The 26,802-nt window shown below is 62.9% G+C and carries 21 protein-coding genes and 1 tRNA gene; 6 read left to right on the forward strand and 16 right to left on the reverse strand.

Going from position 1 to position 26,802, the window contains the following annotated elements; translation table 11 throughout:
- Positions 1-130 precede the first annotated feature (130 nt).
- Positions 131-829, reverse strand: coding sequence for a tRNA/rRNA methyltransferase (locus tag JKV55_RS14745; RefSeq protein ID WP_202087272.1), 699 nt, complete (start codon positions 827-829; stop codon positions 131-133).
- A gap of 156 nt (positions 830-985) precedes the next feature.
- On the opposite strand from JKV55_RS14745, the gene aceK reads away from it, so the two are divergent.
- Positions 986-2,725: a bifunctional isocitrate dehydrogenase kinase/phosphatase gene (gene aceK, locus JKV55_RS14750; protein ID WP_202087273.1), complete on the forward strand. Its 1,740-nt coding sequence runs from the start codon at positions 986-988 to the stop codon at positions 2,723-2,725.
- Between the two features lie 70 nt (positions 2,726-2,795).
- Here aceK and JKV55_RS14755 read toward each other — a convergent pair whose 3' ends face one another.
- Positions 2,796-3,287 (reverse strand): putative 4-hydroxy-4-methyl-2-oxoglutarate aldolase, encoded by a 492-nt coding sequence (locus tag JKV55_RS14755; protein ID WP_202087274.1) that lies wholly within the window; start codon positions 3,285-3,287, stop codon positions 2,796-2,798.
- Positions 3,288-3,726: 439 nt separating this feature from the next.
- Here JKV55_RS14755 and arcA point away from each other — a divergent pair, with 439 nt between their 5' ends.
- A complete protein-coding gene (arcA, locus tag JKV55_RS14760; RefSeq protein ID WP_202087275.1) occupies positions 3,727-4,443 on the forward strand; it encodes a two-component system response regulator ArcA in 717 nt (238 codons plus the stop codon).
- Positions 4,444-4,639: 196 nt separating this feature from the next.
- On the opposite strand, the gene JKV55_RS20010 is transcribed toward arcA, so the two are convergent.
- The 3 genes from JKV55_RS20010 to JKV55_RS14770 all read right to left on the reverse strand — a co-directional run bounded on the left by JKV55_RS20010 (position 4,640) and on the right by JKV55_RS14770 (position 6,115).
- Positions 4,640-5,335 (reverse strand): MBL fold metallo-hydrolase RNA specificity domain-containing protein, encoded by a 696-nt coding sequence (locus tag JKV55_RS20010; RefSeq protein WP_369409661.1) that lies wholly within the window; start codon positions 5,333-5,335, stop codon positions 4,640-4,642.
- Positions 5,329-5,868, reverse strand: coding sequence for an MBL fold metallo-hydrolase (locus JKV55_RS20015; RefSeq protein ID WP_237332895.1), 540 nt, complete (start codon positions 5,866-5,868; stop codon positions 5,329-5,331). The genes JKV55_RS20010 and JKV55_RS20015 overlap by 7 nt, the downstream gene beginning before the upstream one ends.
- Positions 5,869-6,041: 173 nt before the next feature.
- Positions 6,042-6,115: transfer RNA gene (locus JKV55_RS14770), tRNA-Gly, on the reverse strand.
- Positions 6,116-6,408: 293 nt separating this feature from the next.
- Here JKV55_RS14770 and rcsF point away from each other — a divergent pair.
- The 4 genes from rcsF (at position 6,409) to JKV55_RS14790 (ending at position 10,641) form a co-directional block, all read left to right on the forward strand.
- Positions 6,409-6,777: an Rcs stress response system protein RcsF gene (gene rcsF, locus JKV55_RS14775; protein ID WP_202087276.1), complete on the forward strand. Its 369-nt coding sequence runs from the start codon at positions 6,409-6,411 to the stop codon at positions 6,775-6,777.
- Positions 6,778-7,500 (forward strand): tRNA (N6-threonylcarbamoyladenosine(37)-N6)-methyltransferase TrmO, encoded by a 723-nt coding sequence (tsaA, locus tag JKV55_RS14780; protein WP_202087282.1) that lies wholly within the window; start codon positions 6,778-6,780, stop codon positions 7,498-7,500.
- Positions 7,501-7,561: 61 nt separating this feature from the next.
- A complete protein-coding gene (locus JKV55_RS14785; protein WP_202087284.1) occupies positions 7,562-9,280 on the forward strand; it encodes a proline--tRNA ligase in 1,719 nt (572 codons plus the stop codon).
- A 209-nt stretch (positions 9,281-9,489) separates the two neighbouring features.
- Entirely contained in the window at positions 9,490-10,641 is a 1,152-nt protein-coding gene (locus JKV55_RS14790) for a patatin-like phospholipase family protein (RefSeq protein ID WP_202087292.1), read from the forward strand.
- A gap of 130 nt (positions 10,642-10,771) precedes the next feature.
- Here JKV55_RS14790 and tilS read toward each other — a convergent pair whose 3' ends face one another.
- From tilS to bamA, 11 genes are all read right to left on the reverse strand, one after another.
- Positions 10,772-12,097 (reverse strand): tRNA lysidine(34) synthetase TilS, encoded by a 1,326-nt coding sequence (gene tilS, locus JKV55_RS14795; RefSeq protein WP_369409658.1) that lies wholly within the window; start codon positions 12,095-12,097, stop codon positions 10,772-10,774.
- The gene (locus JKV55_RS14800; RefSeq protein WP_202087304.1) at positions 12,094-14,979 is read right to left on the reverse strand and encodes a ligand-binding sensor domain-containing diguanylate cyclase; all 2,886 of its coding nucleotides are present in this window, start codon (positions 14,977-14,979) and stop codon (positions 12,094-12,096) included. Before JKV55_RS14800 ends, tilS begins: the two co-directional genes overlap by 4 nt.
- A 151-nt stretch (positions 14,980-15,130) precedes the next feature.
- Positions 15,131-16,087 carry an acetyl-CoA carboxylase carboxyl transferase subunit alpha gene (gene accA, locus JKV55_RS14805; RefSeq protein WP_202087306.1) on the reverse strand — a complete coding sequence of 319 codons (957 nt, stop codon included), beginning with the start codon at positions 16,085-16,087 and terminating at the stop codon, positions 15,131-15,133.
- A gap of 9 nt (positions 16,088-16,096) precedes the next feature.
- Positions 16,097-19,570, reverse strand: a complete 3,474-nt coding sequence (dnaE, locus tag JKV55_RS14810) for a DNA polymerase III subunit alpha (protein ID WP_202087308.1) — start codon at positions 19,568-19,570, stop codon at positions 16,097-16,099.
- Entirely contained in the window at positions 19,567-20,163 is a 597-nt protein-coding gene (gene rnhB / locus JKV55_RS14815) for a ribonuclease HII (protein WP_202087310.1), read from the reverse strand. Before rnhB ends, dnaE begins: the two co-directional genes overlap by 4 nt.
- Positions 20,160-21,329 (reverse strand): lipid-A-disaccharide synthase, encoded by a 1,170-nt coding sequence (gene lpxB / locus JKV55_RS14820; protein WP_237332896.1) that lies wholly within the window; start codon positions 21,327-21,329, stop codon positions 20,160-20,162. The genes rnhB and lpxB overlap by 4 nt, the downstream gene beginning before the upstream one ends.
- Positions 21,304-22,095: an acyl-ACP--UDP-N-acetylglucosamine O-acyltransferase gene (gene lpxA, locus JKV55_RS14825; RefSeq protein WP_202087314.1), complete on the reverse strand. Its 792-nt coding sequence runs from the start codon at positions 22,093-22,095 to the stop codon at positions 21,304-21,306. Before lpxA ends, lpxB begins: the two co-directional genes overlap by 26 nt.
- A gap of 2 nt (positions 22,096-22,097) precedes the next feature.
- Complete coding sequence (fabZ, locus tag JKV55_RS14830) at positions 22,098-22,559, reverse strand: 3-hydroxyacyl-ACP dehydratase FabZ (protein ID WP_116472487.1); 462 nt, start codon at positions 22,557-22,559, stop codon at positions 22,098-22,100.
- A gap of 63 nt (positions 22,560-22,622) precedes the next feature.
- Entirely contained in the window at positions 22,623-23,651 is a 1,029-nt protein-coding gene (lpxD, locus tag JKV55_RS14835; RefSeq protein WP_202087316.1) for a UDP-3-O-(3-hydroxymyristoyl)glucosamine N-acyltransferase, read from the reverse strand.
- 11 nt (positions 23,652-23,662) lie between these two features.
- Positions 23,663-24,157: an OmpH/Skp family outer membrane protein gene (locus JKV55_RS14840; protein ID WP_237332919.1), complete on the reverse strand. Its 495-nt coding sequence runs from the start codon at positions 24,155-24,157 to the stop codon at positions 23,663-23,665.
- Between the two features lie 213 nt (positions 24,158-24,370).
- Positions 24,371-26,785 carry an outer membrane protein assembly factor BamA gene (bamA, locus tag JKV55_RS14845; protein ID WP_202087321.1) on the reverse strand — a complete coding sequence of 805 codons (2,415 nt, stop codon included), beginning with the start codon at positions 26,783-26,785 and terminating at the stop codon, positions 24,371-24,373.
- Positions 26,786-26,802: the final 17 nt, after the last annotated feature.

Genomic DNA, 26,802 nt, shown 5'->3' on the forward strand with positions numbered 1-26,802 from the left:
GCCCGCCCCAGTGCCACCAGTGGTGGTACCGGTAATAATAATGGTGGTGATGGTGCGGCTTGCATGGAACAGCATGACGAACAACCTCGAAAAACGGATGGCATAGCAATAACCCGAGCCTCCCCGCTTGTCAACTTCCATCCTTGTCGTTCAGGGCACGCTCCAGGTCCTTATACAGCAGATGCAGCAGATTCAGATCCCGCTGTGCCAGCATAGGCAATCGGTCCCTCACCCAATCAGCCAGTTTTTCCTGCTGCGACACACCGACAAGATCAAACAATTGCTCTGTTTTTGCTTGCAACACCCTTAACTGGGCATTTTCTGCCTGAATGGCGCTTTTTTCCTCGTTTCCGGACGCAAGCCCCTGGCTGAATTCCCAGGCATAAAGCATGATGGCCTGGCCCAGGTTGAGCGAAGGATAAGTCACTTTCAGCGGCAAGTAGCTGATGATATCGGCACAGGCCAGATCCTCATTACTTAACCCTGACTCTTCGCAGCCGAACAACAGCGCCACTTTCTGCAACTGTTTGTTATTTACCTGGGCAATGGTCTCCTTGGGCGTGAGATAGTGCAGGTAACGGCCACGCCGGCGCGCCGTGGTGGCGATGACCAGGTCCATGTCCGCCAGGCCCTCGGCCAGGGTCGGAAAATACTCGGCCTGCTCCAGTACCTCCTGGGCGCCGTGGGCCACCCAGTGGGCCTGTTCCCGTTCGTGCACCCGGCTGTCCACCAGCCGCATATGCTCAAAGCCCATGGTTTTCATGGCGCGGGCGGCGGCGCCGACATTCTCGGCCCGGGCCGGCGACTTGAGTACGAAATAAAGCTCCATGCCACTCCCCTTTGTATAAGACCGCGCATTGTCCGCAAAGCGGAGGCTGAGGTAAAGCATGAGGCGTGAGGCGTGAGGCATCGCAATAAATTCCCCACAATGGCACCCGGATCCATTACTATCCCGACAGAACGCCATAACAACAGGGATAGCATCATGCACGGCAACGCCAGGGAATTGGCCACCATCATCATGGGCAGGTTCGACGCCTTCTATCGCCGCTTTCTCGACATCACCCAGGGCGCCAAGCTCAGGTTCGAAACCCAGGACTGGCTGGGGGTGCAGCTGGCCGGGCGCCAGCGCATCCGCCTCTATGACCACCATGTGAACGACACCCTGCAGGCGGTGAGCGACCACATGGGCGGCTCGCCCCTCGGCCAGGAAGGCCTCAAGGAGCTGAAACAGGCGTTCAACGATCTGCTTACCCACCACCCCAACCCCGAGATCGCCGAGTCCTTCTACAACTCGGTGTACCGGCGCTCCCTGCGCCACAAGAACATCCGCGCCGAAAACCTCTATGTGCACGGCTTCGTCCGCCGCGCACCCGATCCGGATCTGAGCCCCTATTGCTGGCAGTACAGCACCGATGTGGGCGGCCTGCGCGACTGCCTGCGCCAGGTACTGGAACGGCTGCAACTGAACACGGGGTTCAGCCATCTGGAGCGGGATCTGGGCTATGTGTGCCGTTACCTCGAAGAGCAGGGACCGCCCGAGCTCGGCCAGGAAGCATTCAGCCTGACCTTTATCAACACCCTGCTCTACCGCAACAAGGGCGCCTACCTGATCGGCCGGCTGGAATTGGGCCCACTGCTGCTGCCTTTTATCCTGCCGATAGTGCATGATGAGCAGGGCGGCCTCTGCCTGGATACCCTGATCCTCTCGAAAGACGATGCCTCCATCCTGTTCGGCTTTGCCCGGGCCTACTTCATGGTGTGGTGCCCGGTACCGGCACTGCTGGTGCACTTCCTGCGCCCCTTGCTGCCCAACAAGGCGGATTACGAAATCTATACCGCCATCGGCTGTCAAAAACACGGCAAGACCGAATTCTACCGCCACTTCCTGCGCCAGCTGCACCAGTCCCGGGATCTGTTCGTGGCCGCGCCCGGCATCAAGGGCATGGTGATGAGCGTGTTCACCCTGCCTTCCTTCGACGTGGTGTTCAAAATCATCAAGGACAAGTTCACCCCGCCGAAGGAGGTGAACCACGAAACGGTCAAGGCCAAGTACCGGCTGGTCAAGCAACACGACCGGGTCGGTCGCATGGCCGACACCATGGAGTTCACCAATTTCGAACTGCCTTTACATCGCATCAGCCCGGAGCTGCTAACCGAGCTGCAGCAGTTGGCCCCCTCCCTGCTTACCATCAAGGGCGATACCCTGGTGATCCGCCACCTGTATACCGAGCGGCGCATGACCCCACTCAACATCTACCTGGAACACGCCTCGGACCAGGCGGTATGTGACGCCATCGACGAATACGCCAACGCCATCAAGCAACTGGCGGCCGCCAACATCTTCCCGGGCGACATGCTGTTCAAGAACTTCGGCGTCACCCGCCACGGCCGGGTGATCTTCTACGACTACGACGAAATCGCCTACATGACCGAGTGCAACTTCCGCGACATCCCCAAGGCCCGCTACCCGGAAGACGAGCTCAGCGCCGAGCCCTGGTACTCGGTGGGCCCCAACGACGTCTTTCCGGAAGAATTCGCCACCTTCCTGCTCAGCAGCCCGCGCATCCGCGAGGCCTTCAAGCAGCAGCACAACGACCTGTTCAGCGCCGGCTACTGGCGCCAGCTGCAGCAGAATATCGAAGCCGGCCAGTTCGTCGACGTCTTCCCCTACCGGCGCCGGCAGCGCTTCAAATACCTGTACGGTGAGGAACGTGAAGCGTGAAGCGTGATGCGTGAAGCGTGAAGCGTGAAGCGTGAAGCGTGAAGCGCACTATCACCTCACGCTTCGCGGCCTACAACAGGGGGTGACTCAAGGGCTCGCGCGCCACCAGGATGCCGTTGATATCGGCGTAGAGGTAGTCCCCGGGGTGAATGGTGACGCCGGCAAAGGTCACCGGCACATCCACCTCCCCCAGGCCGCGCTTCTCGGTTTTCATCGGGCAAGTGGCGAGGGCCTTCACGCCCAACACCATGGTGCCGATGGCGCCGGCATCGCGGATGGCCCCGTTGATAACGATACCTTCCCAGCCGTTTTCCACCGCCTTTGCCGCCAACTGATCGCCGAGCAAGGCCCGGCGCACCATGGCACCGCCATCCACCACCAGTACCTTGCCGGTGCCCGGGGTGGCCACCAGCTCCCGCACCCGGGAGTTGTCTTCATAACAGCGCACCGTCACCACCTGGCCCCAGAAAATCTGCTCTCCGCCAAAATCACGGAAGCAGGGCTCCAATACCCTGACCTTGTCGGCGTGCTCGTCGCATAAATCAGGCAATAAATCCAGCATCCTGTTCTCCTTGCTGCGTTTATATGGAAGACGGATCCGACACGGAAAGCCCCGCAACCGGCCATCCGGCATCTTAATTATTTGTATAACATTCGAGGCTTTTTGTTAAATCAGCGCTTGACCTGGATCAAGCCCGGCCATAAAACTATTTAACAATATCGGCCGCAGGCTGTTGTTATGCCCCTGTTAACTGTTAAAATAAGACAACTTTACGCAATGGACCTCTGTTCGTCCCGTTTGTTGGTTTTATTGGGCATGAAGCAGTAACTGCATGGGATGCAAGTAAAAACGGCTAAAAATTACAGTACGACCGCGCTTATGCACTATGCATTTAGAGGTAGATAGCGTAATTTAGTTACACTATTTTCTGAGTAGCGCCTGCTTGGCTCCGTCGGCTGTTGGCACTGAATTATCTTTACATCTAAAAACAGGTACGCTCATGCAGACACCTCACATTCTTATCGTTGAAGACGAACTGGTCACCCGCAATACCCTCAAGGGCATCTTCGAGGCCGAGGGCTACATAGTACTGGAAGCCACCGACGGCGAAGAGATGTACAAGGCCCTCTCCAACAACAAGATCAACCTGGTGATCATGGACATCAACCTGCCCGGCAAGAACGGCCTGTTGCTGGCTCGCGAGCTGCGCGAACAGCACAACCTGGCATTGATGTTCCTTACCGGCCGCGACAACGAGGTAGACAAAATCCTCGGTCTGGAAATCGGTGCCGACGACTACATCACCAAGCCGTTCAATCCGCGTGAGCTGACCATTCGTGCCCGCAACCTGCTGGGGCGCACCATGCAGACCCCCGAAGCCCAGGACGAAGAGAAACAGGTAGAGTCCTACCGTTTCAACGACTGGACCCTCGACATCAACAGTCGCGCCTTGGTCAGCCCCAGTGGCGAAGTGTTCAAGCTGCCGCGCAGCGAGTTCCGCGCCATGGTGCATTTTTGCGAAAATCCGGGGCAGATCCAGAGCCGTGCCGAACTGCTGAAGAAGATGACCGGCCGCGAGCTCAAGCCCCACGACCGCACCGTGGACGTCACCATCCGCCGCATCCGCAAGCACTTCGAGTCGGTACCCGATACTCCCGAGATCATCGCCACCATCCACGGCGAAGGCTATCGCTTCTGCGGCGACCTGGAGTCCTGATACCGCGCTGCCATTCAATAGTGGTCATCTCCGCGCAGGCGGAGACCCGTAACGGTTTGCACTGGACTCCCGCCTTCGCGGGAGTGACGGAATAATCGCGGGAGTGACCACGGAGTAATCCGACGGTTTGTCAGCAGTCTGAAAGCCCGGCCATCCCGGGCTTTTGGTATCATATTGTCCCCTCACCACTTCCAGGCTAACGCGCAATCACCACCCTGGTCGCCGGCAACATCGCCTCCAGCTTTTGCTTCAGCGCCGCCTTGGCCTTCTCCTCCCCGTGGATCAGGCGGATTTCCCCCGGCGGCGGCACTATGCCCGCCACAAAATCCAGCAAGTCCTGCTGGCCGGCATGGGCCGAATAACCGCTTACCTGGTGCACCCGGGCTTTGATGTGATAGCGCTCCCCGTCCAGCGCCACCCAGCCGCCTTTGGAGCCGTAGTCCAGAATGGCGCGCCCCGGCGTGCCCTCGGCCTGGTAACCCACAAACAAAATATCGTTGCGGGCCTCGTTCAGCAGCGCCTTGAGGTAATTCACCACCCGCCCGCCGGCGCACATGCCCGAGCCCGCCAACACCACGCAGGGCCGGTGCGAACGCGCCAGGTAGCCCACGGCGTTGAGATGATCCCGGTGGCTGTCCACCACCGTCAACTGTTCGAAAGAAAGCGGATGCCGGCCGCTGGCCAGCAGGGCCTGGGCCTCGGCATTCCAGAAGGGCTTTAGCTTGCGGTACAAGGCCGTGAAGTTGGCCGCCAGGGGCGAGTCCACCACCACTTCCAGCTGGTTCCAGGGCAGCTCCGGGGCCGCCGCCTCCGTGCCGAATTCGGCGATCAGGCTCTCCAGTTCGTACAGGATATCCTGGGTACGGCCCAGGCTGAAGGCCGGGATCAGCAGGGTGCCACCAGCAAGGGAGAATGGGGCGCGCCCAGGTCGCCGCTGAACACCAGCCGTTTATTCTCGGCCTCGCACTCCACATAGGCCGAGCCCAGGATATGGCCGGCCCGCTGCAACCGTACCCGCAGCGGGCACTCAGGCACCGGCTGCCACTGGCCATAGGGCAGGGGCACCAGACGCGACGCCAGCAAGGTCAGCACCCGCCGCACCAGCGCCTTGTCCCGGGTAAAGCCGATACTGAGGGCATCTTCCAGCATGGCCGGCAACAGCAGGGCCGAAGGCTGGGAACAGTAGATGGGCCCCGTGAAGCCGGCGCCCAGCAAATAGGGCAGCCGCCCCACATGGTCGATATGCACATGGGTCACCACCAGCGCACGGATATGCTCAATCTCGAAGTCGATGGCCGGGCCGGTCCCGGCTTCCGTGCCCTGAAACAGGCCACAGTCGATGAGAATGCCGGCGTCGTCCACCCGCAGCTCATGGCAAGAGCCGGTCACCCCCTTCACCGCCCCGTGGTGCAGCACCTCGACCATAGCGCCCCCAGTAGAAGAACCAATTGAGGCTAACTATAAACCAGGAATAGGGAACAACACAGCCATGGGCGGCGTGATCAGCTGTGCCGGCCCGGCAACTTGACCCAAAAAGCCAAACTCACCGGAGTCGATATCGAGTAGAGGGAGATAAAAAAGATTTAACGTCAGATACTTGGAGCGGGCGATGGGAATCGAACCCACGTATGCAGCTTGGGAAGCTACCGTTCTACCATTGAACTACGCCCGCCGAGGAATCATCACTATAAACTGTTTTGCGTGTTCGGCAATCCCCCAAGTGGTTGATTGCGCAAGGAGTGAGCTATGATGGGGCAGGTTTTGTCTTGTGCCGGTTTTCGGGTTCGATATTGGCGCTTTTGCGGCAGTCGTAGTCGAAGGGGATGGTTGGGAATCTTGGTCGGGTGCCTTGGTCGCATAAATTCGCCCCTGGATAACATGTTCCCGCCTGCGCTCCTACCATTGGCAGCCTTGCCGTCATGGTGCAGAATAGAGCCAGCTTCACTTTCATATTAAGGACTTATCATGCGTCTTATCGGTCTGGCCCTGGCCGCCCTCACTCTCTCCGGTTGTGCCGGTTGGGGCTTTAACAGCAATGTTTCTCCCGCCGGTATCAAGGATTACTACAAGGGCGACGGCGTTACCCTCTACAGCAAGACCGAACTGGAAGGGGTCAACTACGTTACCCTGGGCTCGGTGGAGGGCGAAGCCTGCCAGGTGGAAGCCAATGAGGCCCCGCCCAAGGAAGCGGATGCCCGCGCCCAGATCCGCCGCCGCGCCGCCGACATGGGTGCCAATGCCCTGATACTGAACAGCTGCATCCGCTTCGACGATATGCCCGGCTGCCTCGAGCAGGTGCTGTGCAGCGGCCAGGCCATCGTGGTTGCAGACTGAATGGAGACGGTCAACCTCGACCCCATCGGGATCATCCGCTCCCCCTACAAAGAGAAATTTGCCGTACCCCGCCAGCCGGGGCTGGTTACCCGTGCCCGCGCCCGGCTGGAGATGGTCCCGCCCTACAACGAGCCCAGCGCCTTTCGCGGGCTGGCCGAATTCAGCCACCTGTGGCTGATATTCGTATTCCACCAGACCCAAGAGCAGGGATGGAATCCCACGGTGCGGCCGCCCCGCCTCGGCGGCAACGAACGGGTGGGCGTGTTCGCCACCCGCTCGACCTTCAGGCCCAACCCACTCGGGCTGTCCGTGGTCCGGCTCGAGGAAATGTGCCGGGACGGCAACAAGGTCTGGCTGGAACTGAGCGGGGTAGACCTGGTGGACGGCACCCCGGTGATGGATATCAAGCCCTACCTGCCCTGGGCCGATGCCGTGCCCGATGCCCATGGCGGCTTTGCGCCGGCCCCGCCGGACATCAGCATGGAGGTGATTTTCAGCCCCGCCGCCGAGCTGGCCTGCCAGCGCTCCTCCATTCCAGACCTGCAGGAATTCATCAGCGAGGTGCTGGTGCAGGATCCGCGCCCGGCCTACAAACGGGGCGGCCAGGGCTGGCAGCAGTACGGGGTTCGGCTGTACCACTACAATGTGCGTTACGAAGTGTTCGGCCAGTTGACCCGGGTACTGGCCATAGAGCCGGAACATGACGCCGGCACTTCTGCCTGACCGGCCCCCCTGCTACAATCGCCTTCTTTAATGGATTTTAAGCTCAACAAGGTTCAAGCGCATGCGTACCAGTCAATACTTGCTTTCCACCCTCAAAGAGACCCCGAGCGATGCCGAAGTGATCAGCCACCAGCTGATGCTGCGCGCGGGCATGATCCGCAAGCTGGCCTCCGGCCTGTACACCTGGCTGCCCAGTGGCCTGCGGGTATTGAACAAGGTGGCCGCCATCGTAAGGGAAGAAATGAACCGGGCCGGCGCCATCGAGGTGCTCATGCCCATGGTGCAGCCCGCCGACCTGTGGCAGGAAACCGGCCGCTGGGACAAATTCGGCCCCGAACTGCTGCGCATGCAGGACCGGCATGAGCGTCCCTTCGTGCTGGGCCCGACCCACGAGGAAGTGATCACCGCCATGGTGCGCAACGAAGTGGCCTCCTACAAGCAACTGCCGCTTAACCTGTACCAGATCCAGAGCAAGTTCCGCGATGAAGTCCGTCCCCGCTTCGGGGTGATGCGCGCCCGGGAATTCCTGATGAAGGACGCCTATTCCTTCCACACCAGCCAGGCAAGCCTGCAGCAGACCTACGACGACATGTACCAGGCCTACAGCCGGGTGTTCGAGCGCATGGGCCTGGATTTCCGGGCGGTACTGGCCGATACCGGCGCCATCGGCGGCAGCGCCTCCCATGAATTCCACGTGCTGGCCCAAAGCGGTGAAGACGATATCGCCTTCTCCACCGAGTCCGATTACGCCGCCAATATCGAGATGGCGGAGGCGGTCGCGCCCAAGGAACACGCCGATGCCCCCACCCAGGAACTGACCCTGGTGGACACCCCCAACGCCAAGACCATCGCCGAACTGGTCGGGCAATTCGGGCTGGACATCACCAAAACCGTCAAGACCCTGCTGGTGCGCGCCGCCGAAACCGAAGACTGCTCCCTGGTTGCGCTGATGGTGCGGGGCGATCACGAACTGAATGAAATCAAGGCCGAGAAACTGCCCCAGGTGGCCAGCCCGCTCACCTTCGCCACCGAAGAGGAAATCCGCATTCTGGTGGGTGCCGGCCCCGGCTCCCTGGGGCCGCTCAATATGCCGGTACCTGTGGTCATCGACCGCGCCGTGGCGGTGATGAGCGACTTCGGCGCCGGCGCCAATATCGAAGACAAGCACTACTTCGGTATCAACTGGGGCCGGGATCTGCCGCTACCGGAAGTGGCCGACCTGCGTAACGTCAAGGAAGGGGATCCCAGCCCCGACGGCAAGGGGGTGCTGCAGATCAAGCGCGGTATCGAAGTGGGCCACATCTTCCAGCTGGGCAACAACTACTCCGCCAAGATGAACGCCACCGTGCTGAACGAAGACGGCAAGGCGGTAGTGCTGGAAATGGGCTGCTACGGCATCGGTGTCTCCCGCATCGTGGCCGCCGCCATCGAGCAGAACCATGACGAGCGCGGCATTATCTGGCCGGATGCCATCGCCCCCTTCCAGGTGGCCATCATCCCCATGAACATGCACAAGTCCCATCGGGTGCAGGACGTGGCGGAGAAACTCTACGCCGAACTGAGCGCCGCCGGCATCGAGGTGTTGTTCGACGATCGCAAGGAGCGCCCTGGCGTAATGTTCGCCGACATGGAGCTGCTGGGCGTGCCCCACAGCATCGTCATCGGCGAACGCGGCCTGGATAACGGCGTGGTGGAGTACAAGACCCGCCGCGGCGGCGACAAGCTGGAAGTGGCCATCGACGAGGTCGTAACCCAGATCCGCCAAGCCCTGGCCGGTTAGGCATAAAAAGTAAAGCCGTAGGGTCCGTTTCAACGGACCTTTCGGCCAACGGCGCCGTGGTTTGGTCGAATAAATTCGACCCTACAACGACCATTTCCCCCTCAAACCTTCCGCCTCCCCCTCACAACCTGCGCTTGTTCACATGCCGGTTAATCGACACTTTCTGCTCCATTAACAAGCACTTATACTGAGCAAAAAGGGGGATCGCCATGGAACAAGAAGAGAGCAATGCCTGTGCACTGGTGCTGACCGGGGGCGGTGCCCGGGCGGCCTATCAGGTGGGCGTGATCAAGGCCATTTCAGAGTGCTACCCGCGCGGGCAGCCGATCCCCTTCCCCATACTGTGCGGTACTTCGGCCGGCGCCATCAACGCCACCGGCCTGGCCTGTTACGCCTCCTGTTTCCATCTGGGAATACGCAAGCTGGAATACGTATGGCGTCACTTGCATACCGAAGATATTCTGCAGCTGCAAGCCGGCCGCGTCCTGCTCCACTCGGCCAAGGGCATGGTGCTCGATCTTATCGGCAAACCCAACGACAACCGCTTGTCGCTGTTCGATAACAGCCCGCTGGAACGCCTGCTGGAAAAACTGATCGACTTCCAGCGTATCGACAACAACCTGCTCTATGGGGCCCTGGAGGTACTGGCCATCACCGCCTCCAATTACGATACCGGTGATTCCACCACCTTTTTCCAGGGGCGCCCCTATCATCAGCCCTGGGCCAGGGCCGGTCGTTCGGGCCGTTCCGCCATCATAGCACCGCCCCATCTGCTCGCCAGCAGCGCCCTGCCCTTTGTATTCAAGCCCTGTCGGCTGCAGAACCATTACTATGGCGATGGCTCCATCCACCAGCTCAATCCGCTCAGCCCGGCCATCCATCTGGGGGCCCGCAAGATCCTGATCATCAGCCTGGCCGCGGAAGAAACAGACCCCAACGTACTGCGCAGCGACCCGAGCAGCTCGGATATTGCCGGCCACCTGCTCGACACCATCTTTACCGATGCCTTGACCTCGGACATAGAGCGACTGCAGCGGATCAACAGCACCATCAAGCTGGTACCGGAACGCAAGCGGGAACAGCTCTCCCTGCGCCATATCGACAACCTGGTGCTCAAGCCGAGCAAGAACCTGGACGATCTCACCCTCAGGCACTTCCATAAGCTGCCGCTCAATATTCGCGGCCTGTTACGGTTGTTCGGGGTCAATGCGGGGGATGCCACCGGCCTGGCCAGCTTCCTGCTGTTCGAGCAGGACTACTGCCAGGAACTGATCGAGCTGGGCTATCGGGATACCTACGATCGCCTCGATGAAGTATGCCGCTTTCTGCTGGTGGACGAGCCCCTGCGGAAGACCGGCTGAATAACATCGCCTCGGTATTTAAGACGCCCGCCGCTCCCTGGAGCGCAGGCGGCTCGCCTGCATTCCCGCGCGGCGGGAACCTTTGGCCGGGATGCAGCACCTCTTGCGGGCGGGCCGCCCGCGCCCTTATTCAGTGGTTCTGCCCGTCCTGGGGCTGCCACTGCAGGCGCCAGCCGGGCCGATCCGGGAGAGAGGCGTACTCCTGGCTGATGAAGACCCCCAACGCCGCCACCAGCCGGTCGCCGTCCAGCAGCAGGGGGATACGCTCCCGTTGCCAGGGCGGAATGGCGTATTCCTGCCACAGTTTCTTCAGCGGCCGGGAGCCGGTCCGCCCCAGCGGTCGGGCACGCAGGCCCGGTACGCCAAAGGCCAGGTGCAACCGGGCCGGATCCAGGCCGGCGGCCAGCTCCGCGCCCGTCTCTGTCCACTCAAGCCTTATCCGCCCTGCCCCGCAGTCCTGCCAGGTGCCGGCCTGCAAGGCCGGCAGGGGTCGCGGCGCCGGCCCCGGCTCGGGCAGGTAGAGCGCGCCCTGGTAACGGCGGACCTCTTTCTGCCCCAGCCGGAGCTGCGGCGTGGCGTCGGGGCGGGCCAGGGCCAGCTCCCGCCACAGGGCCGTCAGTTGGACCCGGCTGCAATGGATGCCCTGGCCCTGCAGCCAGTGGCGCAGGGCATTGCCGCGCCGGGCCGGGCTGAGCCGGGCCAGCCCGGCCACCGACAGGCCGCCGCCGGCCGTCAGCAGCCCAGGCAGATCCTGCGCCGCCAGCTCGCCGGCCAGATCCAGTTGCTCGGCGCACAGCTCGGCGCTGCGGCTCAGGGTGTCCATAAAAGAGGGCCACTGGGCCTGCAGCCTAGGCAGGATCTCGTTGCGCAGAAAGTTGCGATCGAAGCGGTTGTCGGCATTGCTGGGATCCTCGACCCAGCTCAGTCCGGCCTCCCGGGCATGGGCTTCCAGCTGCTGGCGGGAGCAGTCCAGCAGGGGGCGCAGCTGCACCCCGGCGCCGAGCGGCCGGCTCGCCGGCATGGCTGCCAGCCCCGCCACCCCGGCGCCGCGCTTGAGCGCCAGCAACAGGGTTTCGGCCTGATCGTCCCGGTGGTGGCCGGTCAGCAGGGCGTCCCCGGGCGCTAGCTCAGCCGCCAGCGCCCGGTAGCGGGCCTCCCGCGCCGCCGCCTCCAGGCTGATGCGCGGCCCCAGCGCCACCTGCACATACAGGGTACGGCAAGGTACCCCCAGCCGGCTGGCCACGGCGGCACAATGGGCGGGCCAGGCGTCCGCTACCGCCTGCAGGCCATGATGAACGTGAAGCGCCGTCAGCGCCCTGCCCTGCCCGGCGGCCAGGCGGGCACACAGCGCCAGCAGCACGGTGGAGTCGAGCCCGCCGCTGAAGGCCACGAACCAGCGCCCGGCCGGCGCCAGCGCCTGCATCTTGCGGCAAAAGTGCGGGTAAAGCGCGCTCACGACCATAACTCCACCCGGTTGCGGCCCTCGCGCTTGGCCCGGTACAGGGCCTTGTCGGCGCAGGACAGCAGCTTGTCTTCGTCGGGCAGGGTGCCCGCCTCCGCCAGCCCCAGGCTGACGCTCAGGCACAGGCCGGCGGCGATGGGGCCGCAGTCCATTTCCTCAATGGCCCGGCGCACCCGTTCGCAGATGCGGCGGGCATCCTCGACGGTGGTGCCCGGCAACAGCAGGGTGAACTCTTCTCCGCCCCAGCGCGCCGCCAGATCCCCGGCCCGCAGCTCGCGCCGCAATACCGCGGCCACCGCCTGGATGGCCTGGTCGCCCACCGCATGGGACCAGCGATCGTTCACCTGCTTGAAATGGTCGATGTCCAGCACCGCCAGGCACAGCGGCGCCGTGCCCCGGCTGGCCCAGGCCGCCTGCAGCCCTTCGTCGAAGGCCCGGCGATTGGCCAGGCCGGTCAGCTGGTCTTCCCGCGCCTGGCGCTCGAACGCCTGGGACTGGCGTTGCAGCTCGCCGGTCTTCTCCGCCACCTGCTGCTCCAGCTGTTCGGCCCGCCGCCGCAGCAGCCGCAGGCGCAACCGCATCAGCAGCCAGACACCGCCCAGGCCCAGGGCAGCCAGGCTCCACCAGAACAGGGACCGCTGCCAGAAAAAGGGCGCTATGGTAAAGGCCAGGCGGGCTTCCTGTTCGCTCCAGTCACCGTAGGGATAGGCCGCCGCCACCCGGAACAGATAACGCCCCGGCGGCAGGTTGGTGTACTCGGCCTGGGTCTGGTGCTCACGCGGCACCCAATCCTGATCGAAGCCTTCCAGCAGGGTACGGTAGCGGATGCGCTCCGGCATCACGTAGCCCAGGCCGGCAAAGCGCAATTGCAGGCGCTCGCTGCCCGCCGCCAGCCGCTGGGGGCCCGCTATCCCCGTCGACTGGCCGTTGACCTCCACCCCCTCCAGCACCACCGGCAGCCGGCTCCGGCCAAAGTCGGCCAGCCGCTCCGGCTGCACCCGGGCCACGCCCTTGGCGGTGGCAATCCAGACGCTGCCGTCGGCGGCCTGCACCGCCGCCGGGCCCGAGCCGCCGTTGGCCTGGCTGCTGGCCATGCCGTCCCCTTCCCCGAACAGCTCGAAGCCAACCTGCGCCAGCTCGCCGTCGGCCACCCGGTGGGCATCGGCCTGCTCAATGCGGATAATGCCCCTGTTGGTGGTCAGCCAGAGCCCGCCCAGCCGGTCCGCCACGGGCTGGAACATCTTCTCCACCGGCAGGCCGTGCCGGCGCCCCACCACCGCCAGGTTGCCGTCCCGGTAGCGGTAGCGCAGCAGGCCCCGGTCGGTGGCCATCCACAGGTGGCGGCCATCCGGCTCCTGGTAAAAGCCGAAGGCGTACTCGGCGTTTTCCTGGCTGTTGAGGTAGAGCGGCGTGACGGTGCCGTCGCGCACCCGGGCCGCCCCCACCCCGGTCCCCACCCAGATATCGCCGTTCACCGCCTCGAACAGGTTCATCACAAAGTCGCCGGGCAGGCCGTCCGCCTGGGTATAGGTGCGGATGCCGTCCTCCGCCAGCCGGTTCAACCCCTTGGCGGTGCCCACCCAGAGGCTACCGTCCCGGGCCGGCAACACGGCCCGCACCTCGTTGGCGCCGAGGCCGCTCTCCCGGTCGAGGATCTCCGCCAGCTCTCCGTCCTGCAGCCGCAACAGGCCATGGGTATAGGTCCCCACCCACAGCTCGCCTCGCCGGCCTTCGGCCAGGCTGAGCACGGAGGGAATGCCGCCATCGGGCAGGCGCAGCGGCAGGCTGGTGATGCTGTCACCGCGGATCTGGCTGAACCCGTTGCTGCTGCCCACCCAGACCGAGCCGTCGCTGTGGGCCAGCACGGTGCGCACATAGTTGCCGGCCAGGCCGTCGTCCTGGGTGTAGCTGGTGAAGGGGGCGTCGCGCAACCGCAGCAGGCCGCCATTGGTGCCCACCCAGATGCTGCGCTCGGCGTCCTGGAACAGCGACACCACCCGCTTGTCCGGCAGCCCCTGCGCCAGCCCCAGGCGCTCCAGGCCAAACCGGCTGACCCGGACCAGCCCCCGGTCGATGGTACCCAGCCAGAGGGAACCTTCGTCATCCAGCAGCAGACTGCTGACGGCCTCCCCCGCCAGGGCCGGTGAATGGGGCCGGGCGCTGTCGTCCTCCCACGCATAGAGCCCCTGCTCGGAGCCGATCAGCAGGCGCCCCCGCTCGTCGTGCAGCAGGGCCAGCACCGGCACCGGCGGCACCCCGGGCACCACGGCCACCTCGCCGTCCCGGATCCAGGCCAGGCCCTGGGAGGTGCCGGCCCATATCCGCCCGTCGTCGTCTTCCAGCAGGCGGTAGACCCCGGCCCCGGGCAGGCCCTCGGCCACGCCGTAGTGGTGCTCGCCCCCGCCGTCGCGCATATAGATGCCCTCGCCCTCGGTGGCGAACCACAAGCGACCACGGCGGTCGCGCAGCACATGGTTGACCATGGCGGCCACCGGCGGCTCGGCCGTCCAGCGCTGCTGCTCGTAGCGGCTGACGCCGCCCCGTGCCCCGGCCACCAGCACACCCTGGCCGTCCGGCGTCAGGCTGCGCAGCCCGGAGTCGGGCAGGCCGGTGTGCTCGCCCCGCTCGAACACCCTGAACTCCCGGCCGTTGTAACGGGCCACCCCTTCCCAGGTGGCAAACCACAGGTAGCCTTCGCTGGTCTGGGCGATGGCGTTGATGGAGTTGTGGGGCAGGCCGTTGCGGGTGGTCCAGGTGTCCTGGTAATAGTGGGAAAGCGGCGCCTGGGCGGCAGAAAGGGAGGATGACAATAGCAGCAGCAGGCCGAGGAGCCGGTTGAATCGACGAAGGAGAGGCGGCGGGATCTTGAGCTTCATGGCGAGAACTTCATACCTCTGGTCCAATACGTTCGTCGTGCCCGGTCGAATCAATTCGACCCTACACTGGGGTGAGGCGTCAGAGGGAATGGAACAACGGAGGAGGCGGGAAGGGCTCTTCACACCTCTCCCCTCCCACCTCACCTTTTCATCAGCAGTAACCGTATTTCATCAGCCGCTGGTAACGTTGTTCCAGCAAGGTGTCGGTATCGAGCAGCTCCAGGGCGCTCAGATCGGCCTGCAACCGGGCCTTGAGCCGCTCGGCCATCAGCCAGGGGTTGCTGTGGGCACCGCCCATGGGCTCTTCCACCACGTTGTCGATAAGCTTCAGTTCGTGGATACGCTCGGCGGTGATGCCCATGGCTTCCGCCGCCACCGAGGCCTTGTCGGCGCTCTTCCACAGGATGGAGGCGCAGCCTTCCGGCGAGATCACCGAGTAGGTGGAATACTGCAGCATGTTGACCCGGTCGCCCACGCCGATGGCCAGGGCGCCCCCGGAGCCGCCCTCGCCGATCACGGTGCAGACGATGGGGGTCTTGAGCCCGGCCATCACCTTGAGGTTACGGGCGATGGCCTCGGACTGGCCGCGCTCTTCCGCCCCCACGCCCGGATAGGCGCCGGGGGTGTCGATAAAGGTGAGGATCGGCATCTTGAAGCGCTCGGCCATTTCCATCAGCCGCAACGCCTTGCGGTAGCCCTCGGGACGGGGCATGCCGAAGTTGCGCTTGATCTTCTCCTTGGTTTCCCGTCCCTTCTGCTGGCCGATCACCATCACCGGACGGCCCTCGAAACGGGCCACGCCACCGACGATGGCCTTGTCGTCCGCGTAGGCGCGATCCCCGGCCAGTTCGTCGAACTCACCGAACATCATCTCGATATAGTCCAGGGTATAGGGGCGGCGCGGATGCCGGGCCAGCTGGGAGATCTGCCAGGGGCCCAGGTTGCTGAACACCTTGCGGGTCAGCTCGTCCCGCTTCACCTCCAGGCGCTTGACCTCTTCGTCCAGGTCGATGTCCAGGCCGTCCCCTTCGCTGACATGACGGAGTTCTTCAATTTGGGCCTGAAGCTCTGCGATGGGTTGTTCAAAATCCAGAAAATGGTGGCTCATAGGTCCCCTCTATTCAAAAATCAGCGCGACCTTATCCTGACCCAGCAACTGCTTCAGCGACTCCAGCATCTGGTCGGTGGGGGTTACCCGCCACTCGGTTCCCAGAGTCAGCTGCGCCCGTGCTCCCGGTCTGTGATAGGTCACTCGAACAGGACAGACCCCCGCCCTCACCGGCGTGAGTATGTCCAGCAATTGGGTAAAAAAGCCCTGATCGATCTGGCTTTTGTCGATGTTCAATTGTAGCCCGCGGGCAAAACGCTCGCGGGCGTCGCTAATATCAAGCACTTCCCGTGCCGACATTTTAAGGCCGCCGGAGAAGTCGTCAAAGCTGACCTGTCCGCTGATGACCAGGATTTTATCCTTTTCCAGCAAAGACTCATAGCGATCCAGCGCATCCGAAAACAGAGTCACGTCCAGCCGGCCGGACTTGTCGTCCAGGGTGAGGATGCCCATGCGGTTGCCGCGCTTGGTGGTCATCACCCGGGCGGCAATCACCAGCCCCGCCACTGTGGTACTGCGATCCCGTCCGGTGGGCTGCACCTCGTTCAGCCGGCCACCGGTGTAATGGCGCAGCTCTTTTGCATACTGATTGATCGGGTGGCCGGTAAGATAGAGCCCGAGCGTGTCCCGCTCCCCTTCCAGCCACACCTTGTCCGGCCAGGGTGTCACCTCGGCGAAGGCGTGCTCGATGTTCTCCTCCTCCACCAGCACCCCGAACATGTCGCCCTGGCCCAGGGCCTCGGCCCTGGCGTGCTGGTCGGCGGCCTGCATGGCCTCGGCCAGGGTGGCCATCAGCGAGGCCCGGTGCGGCCCCAACCGGTCCATGGCGCCGGAGAGGATCAGCTTTTCCATCACCCGTTTGTTGAGCTTTTTCAGGTCGACCCGGTTGCAGAAATCGAACAGATCCCGGAAGGGACCGCCCTGCTCCCGGGCCTCGAGGATGGCCTCGATGGGCGCCTCGCCCACCCCCTTGATGGCGCCTATGCCATAGACGATATGGCCGTCCTCGTTGACGGTAAAGCGGTAGCGACCGGAGTTGACGTCCGGCGGCAGCAGGGTCAGCCCCATGCGCTGGCACTCGTCCACCAGGGTCACCACCTTGTCGGTGTTGTCCATGTCGGCGGTCATCACCGCCGCCATGAATTCGGCCGGGTAGTGGGTCTTCAGCCACAGGGTCTGGTAGGACACCAGGGCGTAGGCGGCGGAGTGGGACTTGTTGAAGCCGTAACCGGCGAACTTTTCCACCAGGTCGAAGATCTTGATCGCCAGCTCGCCGTCGATGCCGTTGGCCCGCGCGCCCTCTTCGAAACCGGCCCGCTGTTTGGCCATCTCCTCCGGTTTTTTCTTGCCCATGGCCCGGCGCAGCAGGTCGGCGCCGCCCAGGGAGTAGCCCGCCAGCACCTGGGCTATCTGCATCACCTGCTCCTGGTAGAGGATGATGCCGTAGGTCGGCTCCAGGATAGGCTTTAGCGACTCGTGCTGCCACTGTTCGTCCGGGTAGGAAATGGCTTCCCGGCCGTGCTTGCGGTCGATGAAGTTGTCGACCATGCCCGACTGCAGCGGCCCGGGACGGAACAGCGCCACCAGGGCTATCATGTCCTCGAAGCAGTCCGGCTGCAGCCGTTTTATCAGATCCTTCATGCCGCGGGATTCGAGCTGGAACACCGCCGTGGTCTCGAAGCGCTTGAGTACCTTGAACGAGGCCTGGTCGTCGATGGGAATGGCGGCGATATCCACCGCTGGCTTGCCTTCCTTCGCCAGGCGCGGGTTGATCATCCCCAGCGCCCAGTCGATGATGGTCAGGGTACGCAGGCCGAGGAAGTCGAACTTGACCAGGCCGGCGTATTCCACGTCGTTCTTGTCGAACTGGGTGACCGGGTTGCGGCCGTGCTCGTCGCAGTAGAGCGGCGAGAAGTCGGTGATTTTGGTGGGCGCGATGACCACGCCGCCGGCGTGCTTGCCGGCGTTGCGGGTCACCCCTTCCAGCGCACGCGCCATGTCGATCAGCGCCTTGACCTCTTCGTCCTGCTCGTAGAGCTCGGGCAGTTTGGGCTCGGCCTCGAACGCCTTGGCCAGGGTCATGCCCGGATCCGGCGGTATCAGCTTGGAGATGCGGTCGACGAAACCGTAGGGGTGGCCCAGTACCCGGCCCACGTCGCGCACCACCGCCTTGGCGGCCATGGTACCGAAGGTGATGATCTGGCTCACCGCGTCCCGGCCGTACAGCTCGGCCACGTGGTCGATCACCTCGTCGCGCCTGTCCATGCAGAAGTCGATATCGAAGTCGGGCATCGACACCCGCTCCGGGTTGAGGAAGCGTTCGAACAGCAGGTCGAACTCGAGGGGGTCCAGGTCGGTGATCTTGAGCGCATAGGCCACCAGGGATCCGGCACCCGAGCCCCGCCCCGGCCCCACCGGAATGCCGTTATCCTTGGACCACTGGATAAACTCCATCACGATCAGGAAGTAACCGGGGAAGCCCATCTGGTTGATCACTTCCAGCTCTATCCTGAGCCGATCATCGTATTCGCCGCGCTTCTCGGCGCGCACGGCCGGCTCCGGGAACAGGAAGGCGAGCCGCTCTTCCAGCCCCTCTTGCGAGCACTTGACCAGAAAGTCTTCGATGCTCATGTCGCCGGTGGGAAAGTCCGGCAGGAAATACTCGCCCAGGCGCACCGTCACGTTGCAGCGCTTGGCGATTTCCACGCTGTTTTCCAGCGCCTCGGGGATGTCGGCGAACAACTCGGCCATCTCGGCCGGGCTTTTCAGGTACTGCTCGGCGCTGTAGCGGCGCGGCCGGCGTTTGTCGTCCAGGGTGTAGCCGTCGTGGATGGCCACCCGGATCTCGTGGGCCTCGAAGTCGCTCTTGTCGAGGAACACCACCTCGTTGGTGGCCACCACCGGCAACCCTTCCCGCTCTGCCAGCGCCACCGCCATGTGCAGGTAGCTTTCTTCGTCCGGCCGCTCGGTACGCAGCAGCTCCAGGTAATAACGGTCGGCAAAGTGCTGCCGGTAAAAGGCGAGGCACTGCTCCACCAGGGCGTCATTGCCTTTCAGCAGGCCCATACCCACATCCCCTTCCCGCGCACCGGAGAGGAGGAGGATCCCCTGGCTGTGCTCGGCCAGCCAGGCCTTGTCGACCAAGGGCCGATGCTGGACATGGCCGCGCTCGTAAGCCTTTGATATCAGCAGGGTGATATTCTGGTAGCCGGTGTTGTCCATGGCCAGCAACGTCAGGCGGAACACTTGCTCACCGAGCTCTTCGCTCTGCACCCAGATGTCGGTACCGACTAGGGGTTTGAGTCCCTTGCCGTGGGCGTCGCCGTAGAAGCGCACCAGGCCACACAGGTTCATCTGGTCGGTCAGCGCCAGGGCCGGATAACCCAGCTCCCGCACCCGCTTGTTGATGGGGCTTATCTTGGCCAGGCCGTCCACCATGGAAAAATCCGAATGGACGCGCAGATGAATAAAAGGAGTCGTCATCGCTCCTCCGCCAGGGCCAGGGCCACCGGCCTGAAACTGCGCCTGTGTTCGGGCAGGGCACCGAAGCGGGCCAGGGCGGCCAGGTGTTCCTGGGTGGGGTAGCCCTTGTGGCGGGCAAAACCATATTGGGGATGGCGGGCGTCGAGCGCCACCATCTCCTGATCCCGGGCCACCTTGGCCAGGATGGAGGCGGCACTGATCTCGGCCACCCGGCTGTCGCCCTTCACCACGGCCTGGGCCGGCATCGGCAAGACCGGGCAGCGGTTGCCGTCGATAAACACAAAACCGGGTTGCACGCCCAGCGCCGCCACCGCCCGCTGCATGGCCAGCAGGGTGGCATGAAGAATGTTCAGTTCATCGATCTCGCCGGGCGAGCAACGGCCAATGGCCCAGGCCAGGGCCCGCTCACGGATAAGGGGGGCCAACTGCTCGCGTTTTTTCTCGCTGATTTTCTTGGAGTCGGCCAAGCCGGGAATGGGACGGCAAGGGTCGAGGATCACCGCGGCGGTGACCACGTCCCCCACCAGGGGGCCGCGCCCGACTTCGTCCACACCGGCGACCAGGACGTTTGCGGGGTAGATGATGTCGCTCATGGCTGCCGGGCCAGCTCCAGTACCGCCAGGGCAGCCTGTTCATCGGCGTTGCAGCGGATCTGTTTATGCAACCGGGTAAAGCGGGCAATCAGCTCGCTGTTGTCGTGTTCCAGCAGCTTGCCTACCTCGTCCACGATATGGCCCGGGGTGCATTCGTGCTGGATCAGCTCCGCCACCAGGGTCTGGTCGGCCAGCAAGTTGGGCAGGGACACATGCTCGGTCTTGACCAGGCGCTGGGCCAGCCAGTAGCTGAAGTCCTTGAGCTTGTAGCCCACCACCATGGGTTTCTTGGCCAGCATGGCCTCCAGAGTGGCGGTGCCCGACGCCAGCAGGACCACGTCGGCGGCGGTCATCACCTCCCGCCCCCGGCCTTCCACCAGGGTGATATCCAGGGTCGGTGCCACCTGCTGCTTGATGGCCAGGAATTCCTGCCGCCGCTTGGCGTTGACCAGGGGCACCACGAATTCCAGCTCCGGATGGCGAACCTTGAGCTGTTTGCAGGCTTCCAGGTACACCGGGCTCAGCAGGGTGACCTCCGCATGGCGGCTGCCGGGCAGCAGGGCGAGATAGGTGCCTTCCGGGTCCAGCCCCAATCGTTCCCGTGCCCCCCGGGTATCGGGAGTGAGCGGCATCTGATCCGCCAGGGTATGGCCGATAAAACGGCAGGGGGCGTCGAACCTGTCATAGAAGGCTTTTTCGAACGGCAGGAAGGCCAGCACCTGGTCGGTGGCCGCCTTGATCTTGTGGATCCGATTCTGCCGCCAGGCCCAGACCGAAGGGCTGACGTAATGCAATGTCGGGATACCGGCTTTTTTCAGCTTGAGTTCAACCCCGATGTTGAAATCCGGGGCATCGATACCCACGAACACATCCGGCGGATTGTCGATAAAGTGGCGCACTATCTGGCGGCGGAGATGCAGGATACGTGGCAACCGCCCCAGCACTTCCACCACGCCCATCACCGCCAGTTCATCCATATCGAACAGCGCACGACAGCCGGCGGCCACCATCTGCGGGCCGGCGATACCTTCGAACAGGGCGTCGGGATGGCGGGCACGGAGCTCACGGATAAGACCCGCACCTAAAGTATCGCCGGAGACTTCCCCGGCGACGATTCCGATGCGCAGCGGGCGTTGCGACTCAGGCACGAATGATCCCACGTTCATTTTGCTTGAGAAACTCAATCATGATACCCACTTCCGGTTGCTTTTCATTCAGCGCCTCGAGCACCGGGAGCACTTCCGCCACCGTCTTGCCGCTGCGGAAAATTTCCCTGTAGGCCAGCTTGATGGCGGAGATGGCTTCGGCGGAAAAACCGCGGCGGCGCAACCCTTCGGAGTTGATGCCGAACGGCTTGGCATAGAGGCCGGCGGCCATCACGTAGGGCGGCACGTCCTTGTTCAGGGCGGCACAACCGGCGATAAAGGCGTGGCTGCCGACCCGGCCGAACTGGTGAATGGCGGCATGGCCACCGAAGATAACGTGATCCCCGATATGCACGTGCCCGGCCAGGGTGGCGTTATTGGCGAAAATGCAGTCGTCACCGATACGGCAGTCGTGGGCCACGTGCACGTTCACCATGAAGAGGTTGCGGCTGCCCACCCGGGTCAGGCCCTCATCCTGGGCGGTGCCCCGGTGGAAAGTGCAGGATTCGCGGATCACGTTGTCATCGCCGATGTCCAGGAAGGTCCGCTCGCCGGCGTACTTCTTGTCCTGGCAGTCTTCGCCGATGGACGCAAACTGGAAGATGCGGTTACGCTTGCCTATCCGGGTCGGTCCCTTGATCACCACATGGGGACCAATCCAGCAACCGTCGCCGATCTCCACTTCCGGGCCGATCAGGGTCCAGGGGCCGATTTCTACCCCCTTGCCCAGTTTGGCATCCGGATGGACGATGGCGGTTTCATGGATCACTGCACTTTGTTCAGTCACACTCAACCCTCGCGTTTGGCACACATCAGTTCGGCGGTACAGACCACTTCACCGTCAACGGTGGCAACTCCGGTAAATTTAGCGATACCGCGGCGCTCCTTCAAATACACCACATCCAGCACCAACTGGTCGCCCGGCACCACGGGACGCTTGAAACGGGCGTTATCGATGGAGGCAAAGTAATACAGCTCGTTCGGCTTGGGCTTGCCCACCATCTTGAACGCCAGAATGCCGGTGGCCTGGGCCATGGCTTCCAGGATCAAGACTCCCGGGAACACCGGTTTCTGGGGGAAGTGGCCGGTAAACATCGGCTCGTTGAAAGACACGTTCTTGATGCCTCTCAGGGTCTTGCGCTCGGGGCTAATTTCATAATGCGCCACCCGGTCGACCATCAGAAAAGGGTAACGGTGCGGCAACAGTTCCAGGATCTCCTGGATGTCCAACTGATTCAGTTCGTTATTCAAAATGTAACCCTACCAATCGCTTAGTTTTTTGTCCAAACAGCCGATCCTGGTGCAGCCAGCGACCTACTCTTCGGAACTGTTATTTAGTTGTTTTTCAAGCCGGCTGAGCCGCTTGTGCATGTCGTCGATGCGCATCACCCGCGCCGCCGTTTTGCGCCACTCTTTGTTGGTCTGCAACGGTATGCCGGAGGAATAGACGCCGGGCTCGGTAATGGGCCGCATCACCATGGCCATGCCGGTGATGGTGACCCCGTCGCAAATCTCCATATGGCCGTTGAAGACCGAAGCACCGCCAATGATACAATATTTCCCGACTTTCAGACTACCGGCCATGATGGTACCACCGGCCATGGCGGTACCATAGCCGATCTCCACGTTGTGGGCTATCTGGCACTGGTTATCGATGATCACGTTATCGGCGATAAGGGTGTCGCCCAGGGCACCGCGGTCTATGGTGGTGCAGGCACCGATTTCCACCCGGTTGCCAATCACCACACCGCCGAGCTGGGGGATCTTGACCCATTCGCCCTTGTTGTTGGCATAACCGAAACCGTCGGCGCCGATCACCGTCCCCGACTGCACCAAGCAGTCGCTGCCCAGCACCACATTGTGGTAGAGGGTGACATTGGCCCACAGCCGGGTGCGGGCCCCCAACTTGCTGTTTTTACCGATAAAGCATCCCGGGCCGACGACGGCGCCCGCTTCCAGCACCACGCCCGATTCGATCACCGCATTGGCGCCGATGGCCACGCCCGCCCCCAGGGTGGCATCTTGCGCGACCACGGCACTGGGATGGATATCCACCGCCGGCTGCGGGGTGGTGTCCAGTCGTTGGGCGGCCAGGGCGAAGCCGAGGTAAGGGTCGGCCATCACCAGGCTGGCCACCGGGCAGGCGACGCTGTCTTCGGCTTTCAGGATCACGGCGGCCGCCTTGGTCTCGGCCAGCAGATGGCGATACTTGCTGTCCGACAAAAAGGCCACCTCGCCCGGGCCGGCCTTGTCCAGGGTGTTGACCCGGGTGATCTCCATCCCCGGATCGCCCTTCAGCTCGGCGCCCAGATGGCCGGCCAGCTCTTGCAGCGTTACTTTCATTGACTGCTCTCTTACTTGCTGACCCGACTGATCACCTGCTCGGTGATATCGAGGGAAGGCGAAACATAAATGGCGGCGGCGCGCTCAATCACCAGCTCCAGCCCTTGGGCCCGGGTAATTTCATCGATGGCGGTCTTGATGCGCGACAACATTTTCTGACGCTCTTCATGCTCGCGGCGGGCCTGATCTTCTTCCAGAGAACGGCGCTTCTGCACATAGGTGCCCTGCATCTCGTTCAGCTTCTTCTGGGCCTCGGCCTTCTGCTGATCGTTCATGAAAGCCATGTCTTTCTGCTGCTTTTCCACAAAACTGCGGCCATCGGCCTCCAGTTTCTGGACCTCCTTGACCCGGTTTTCAAACTCTTTCTGCAACTGGTTGGCCACCACCTGCCGCTGGGGCATTTTCTGGAACACTTCGGCGGTATCCACCACCGCAATCTTGCCACTCTGGGCCTGGGCCACACCGGCGCTCAATACCAACGCCATCACACCCAACATCTTCATCATTTGTTTCAAGGTAACACTCCTGCTTGTAAGCCATGTTTTCACGTAGGATCGATGTCAATCGACCGTCCCAACGCCGGCGCCTCGCCCGGTCGAATAAATTCGACCCTACCGTCGCCGAAGACCGATGCCTGGCCCTGTAGGGTCGATTTCAATCGACCACTCCAACCACCACGCCGCGCCCGGTCGAATAAATTCGACCCCACAGTCGCCGAATTAGAAGGTCCGGCCGATATTGAAGTTGAACACTTCGGTCCTGTCACCCTCGACATCCTTGATGGGGGTGGCCAGGGAGAACACCAGGGGCCCCAGCGGCGACAGCCACTGCATGCTGACCCCGGCAGACGCCCGGAAGTTTGACGGGGAACCGAAGTCGTAGATCAGCTCGCAGCCGCTGACACAGTCCAGGTCGTAGGCCGAGTATTCGGTATCCCAGACGGTGCCCACGTCCACGAACAGGCTGGTCCGCAGGGAACGCTGGGCATCCTCACCGGCGAAGGGCGTGGGCACGATCAGCTCCGCCGAGGCCGCCAGCAGGGCGTTGCCGCCGATGGAGCTGTCAGAGCCGCGCAACCCCGTGCCTTCCGGATAAATCGCCCGCGGGCCCACCGAGTTGCTCTTGAAACCACGCAGGGTAGTGAAACCGCCGCCGTAGTAGTTCTCGAAGAACGGCAGCCGCTGGCTACCATCGCTGGCATCGCCATAACCGTTGCCGTAAGCGGCGCGGAACTTGCCGTGCATTACCCAGTTATGGGCCCGGTCCAGCGGGAAATAGTGGGCGTTATCGAAGCTCAGCTTGTAGTACTGCAGATCCGATCCCGGCACCGTCACCTTGGCGTTCAGGCTCTGGCGGTTGCCGGCGGTGGGGAAGAAGCCCCGGTTCAGGGTATTACGGGTCCAGCCGGCGCTGACGTCGAAGGTGTTGAAGCTGATCTCGTTGTTGCTGTCGACGTTTTCACCGTGCAGGGTCCAGAAATCGTCCAGCTGCAGATAGCTGTCCTGGGGTTTGCCCAGGGTGTTGTGCTCGAAGCCGGTGCTGAAATTCAGGCTGTTGGTTTCGTTGATCGGGAAGCCGCTGAGGATACGGGCACCGTAAGTGGTGCTGTCGTAGTCCGCCAGGTTGGCGTTGCGGGCCTCGAACTCACGGTAATACAGGCGGCCGCCCAAGCTGACCCCGTCCACGGTGAAGTAGGGATCCGTGTAGTCCAGGGACACGTCCTTGGAATAGTCGTTCATCTGGGAATTGATGCCCACCCGGTTGCCGGTACCGAGGAAGTTGTCCTGTTGCAGGCCGGCCTGGATGCTGAAACCCGAGTCGGTGCCGTAGCCGATACCAAAATTGATGGAGCCGGCGGGCTGCTCCTTGACATTCACATCCAGGTCGACCAAGTCATCCTCTCCCGGCACCCGGCGGGTCTCCACCTGCACATCGGAGAAATAGCCCAGCCGGTTCAGGCGGGTACGGGACTGTTCGACGTTTTCGCTCGACAGCCAGGTGCCTTCCATCTGGCGCATTTCCCGGCGCAGCACCTCATCCTTGGTGATGATGTTGCCGCTGAAGTTGATGCGGCGAACATAGACCCTGTTACCCGGCTCGATGTTGACGATCAGCTCCACCTGCTTGGTCGCCTCGTCGATCTGCGGGAAGGTATTGATGCGCGGGTAGGCGTAGCCGAAGCGGCCCAGGAACTTGGACAATACCTCTTCCAGGTGCGCCACGTCGGCGGCGGAATAGAGATCCCCCGCCCGCATCGGCACCATGGCCTCCAGCTCGCGCCGGCGGTCGATCAAATCCCCCCGCAGGCTCACGCTTGACACCCGGTACTGTTCACCTTCCTCCACGTTCAGGGTGATATAGACCCCTTCCCGATCCGGCGACATGGACACCTGGGTGGAGGTCACCTCCGCCTTGAGATAGCCCCGATCCCGGTAGTAGGAGCGCAGGGTCTCGATATCGCCGGCCAGCTTCTGCCTCTGGTAGCGCTGGTCGGCCATAAAGTTCCACCAGGGCACGCTGTCGGACAGCTGCAGCTGGGCCAGCAGTTGTGCCTCGCTGAAGGCGCGGTTGCCGACGATATTGATCTGCTTGATTTCCGCCGCCGGGCCTTCCACGAATTCAAACTTCAGATCCACCCGGTTACGGGGCAGCGGCGTCAGCACCGCCTTGACCTGGGCCGAGTACTTGCCCACGCCGTAGTAAAAATCTTCCAGTCCCTTTTCGAGCGAACTCAGGGTAGTGCGATCCAGCGGCTCGCCGACCCGCACGCCCGCGCCCTCCAGGCTCTCCCTGAGTTGCTCTTCCTTGATTTCCTTGTTGCCGCTGAAACTGATACCGGCAATGGTGGGCCGTTCGGTCACCTGGACCACCAGCACGTTGCCATCGCGCAGCAGCTGCACATCTTCGAAGTTGCCGGAGGCATAGAGGCTCTTGATCGCCTCGGCCAGACGAGAGTCGTCAATCTCTTCCCCCACCCGCACCGGCAGGCTGAGCAGGGCCGCCCCCAGGGTGACCCGCTGCAGGCCGTTAACCTGAATATCCTGAACCACAAAAGGGGTCATGCTGCTCTGCGCCTGGGCCAGCAGGCTGGCACCCAACAGGCAGGAAGCGGCAAGTGTTTTTTTAACTGCCATTATTGGACATTATCCTT

This window comes from Zobellella iuensis (assembly GCF_016746085.1).
Taxonomy (GTDB): domain Bacteria; phylum Pseudomonadota; class Gammaproteobacteria; order Enterobacterales; family Aeromonadaceae; genus Oceanimonas; species Oceanimonas iuensis.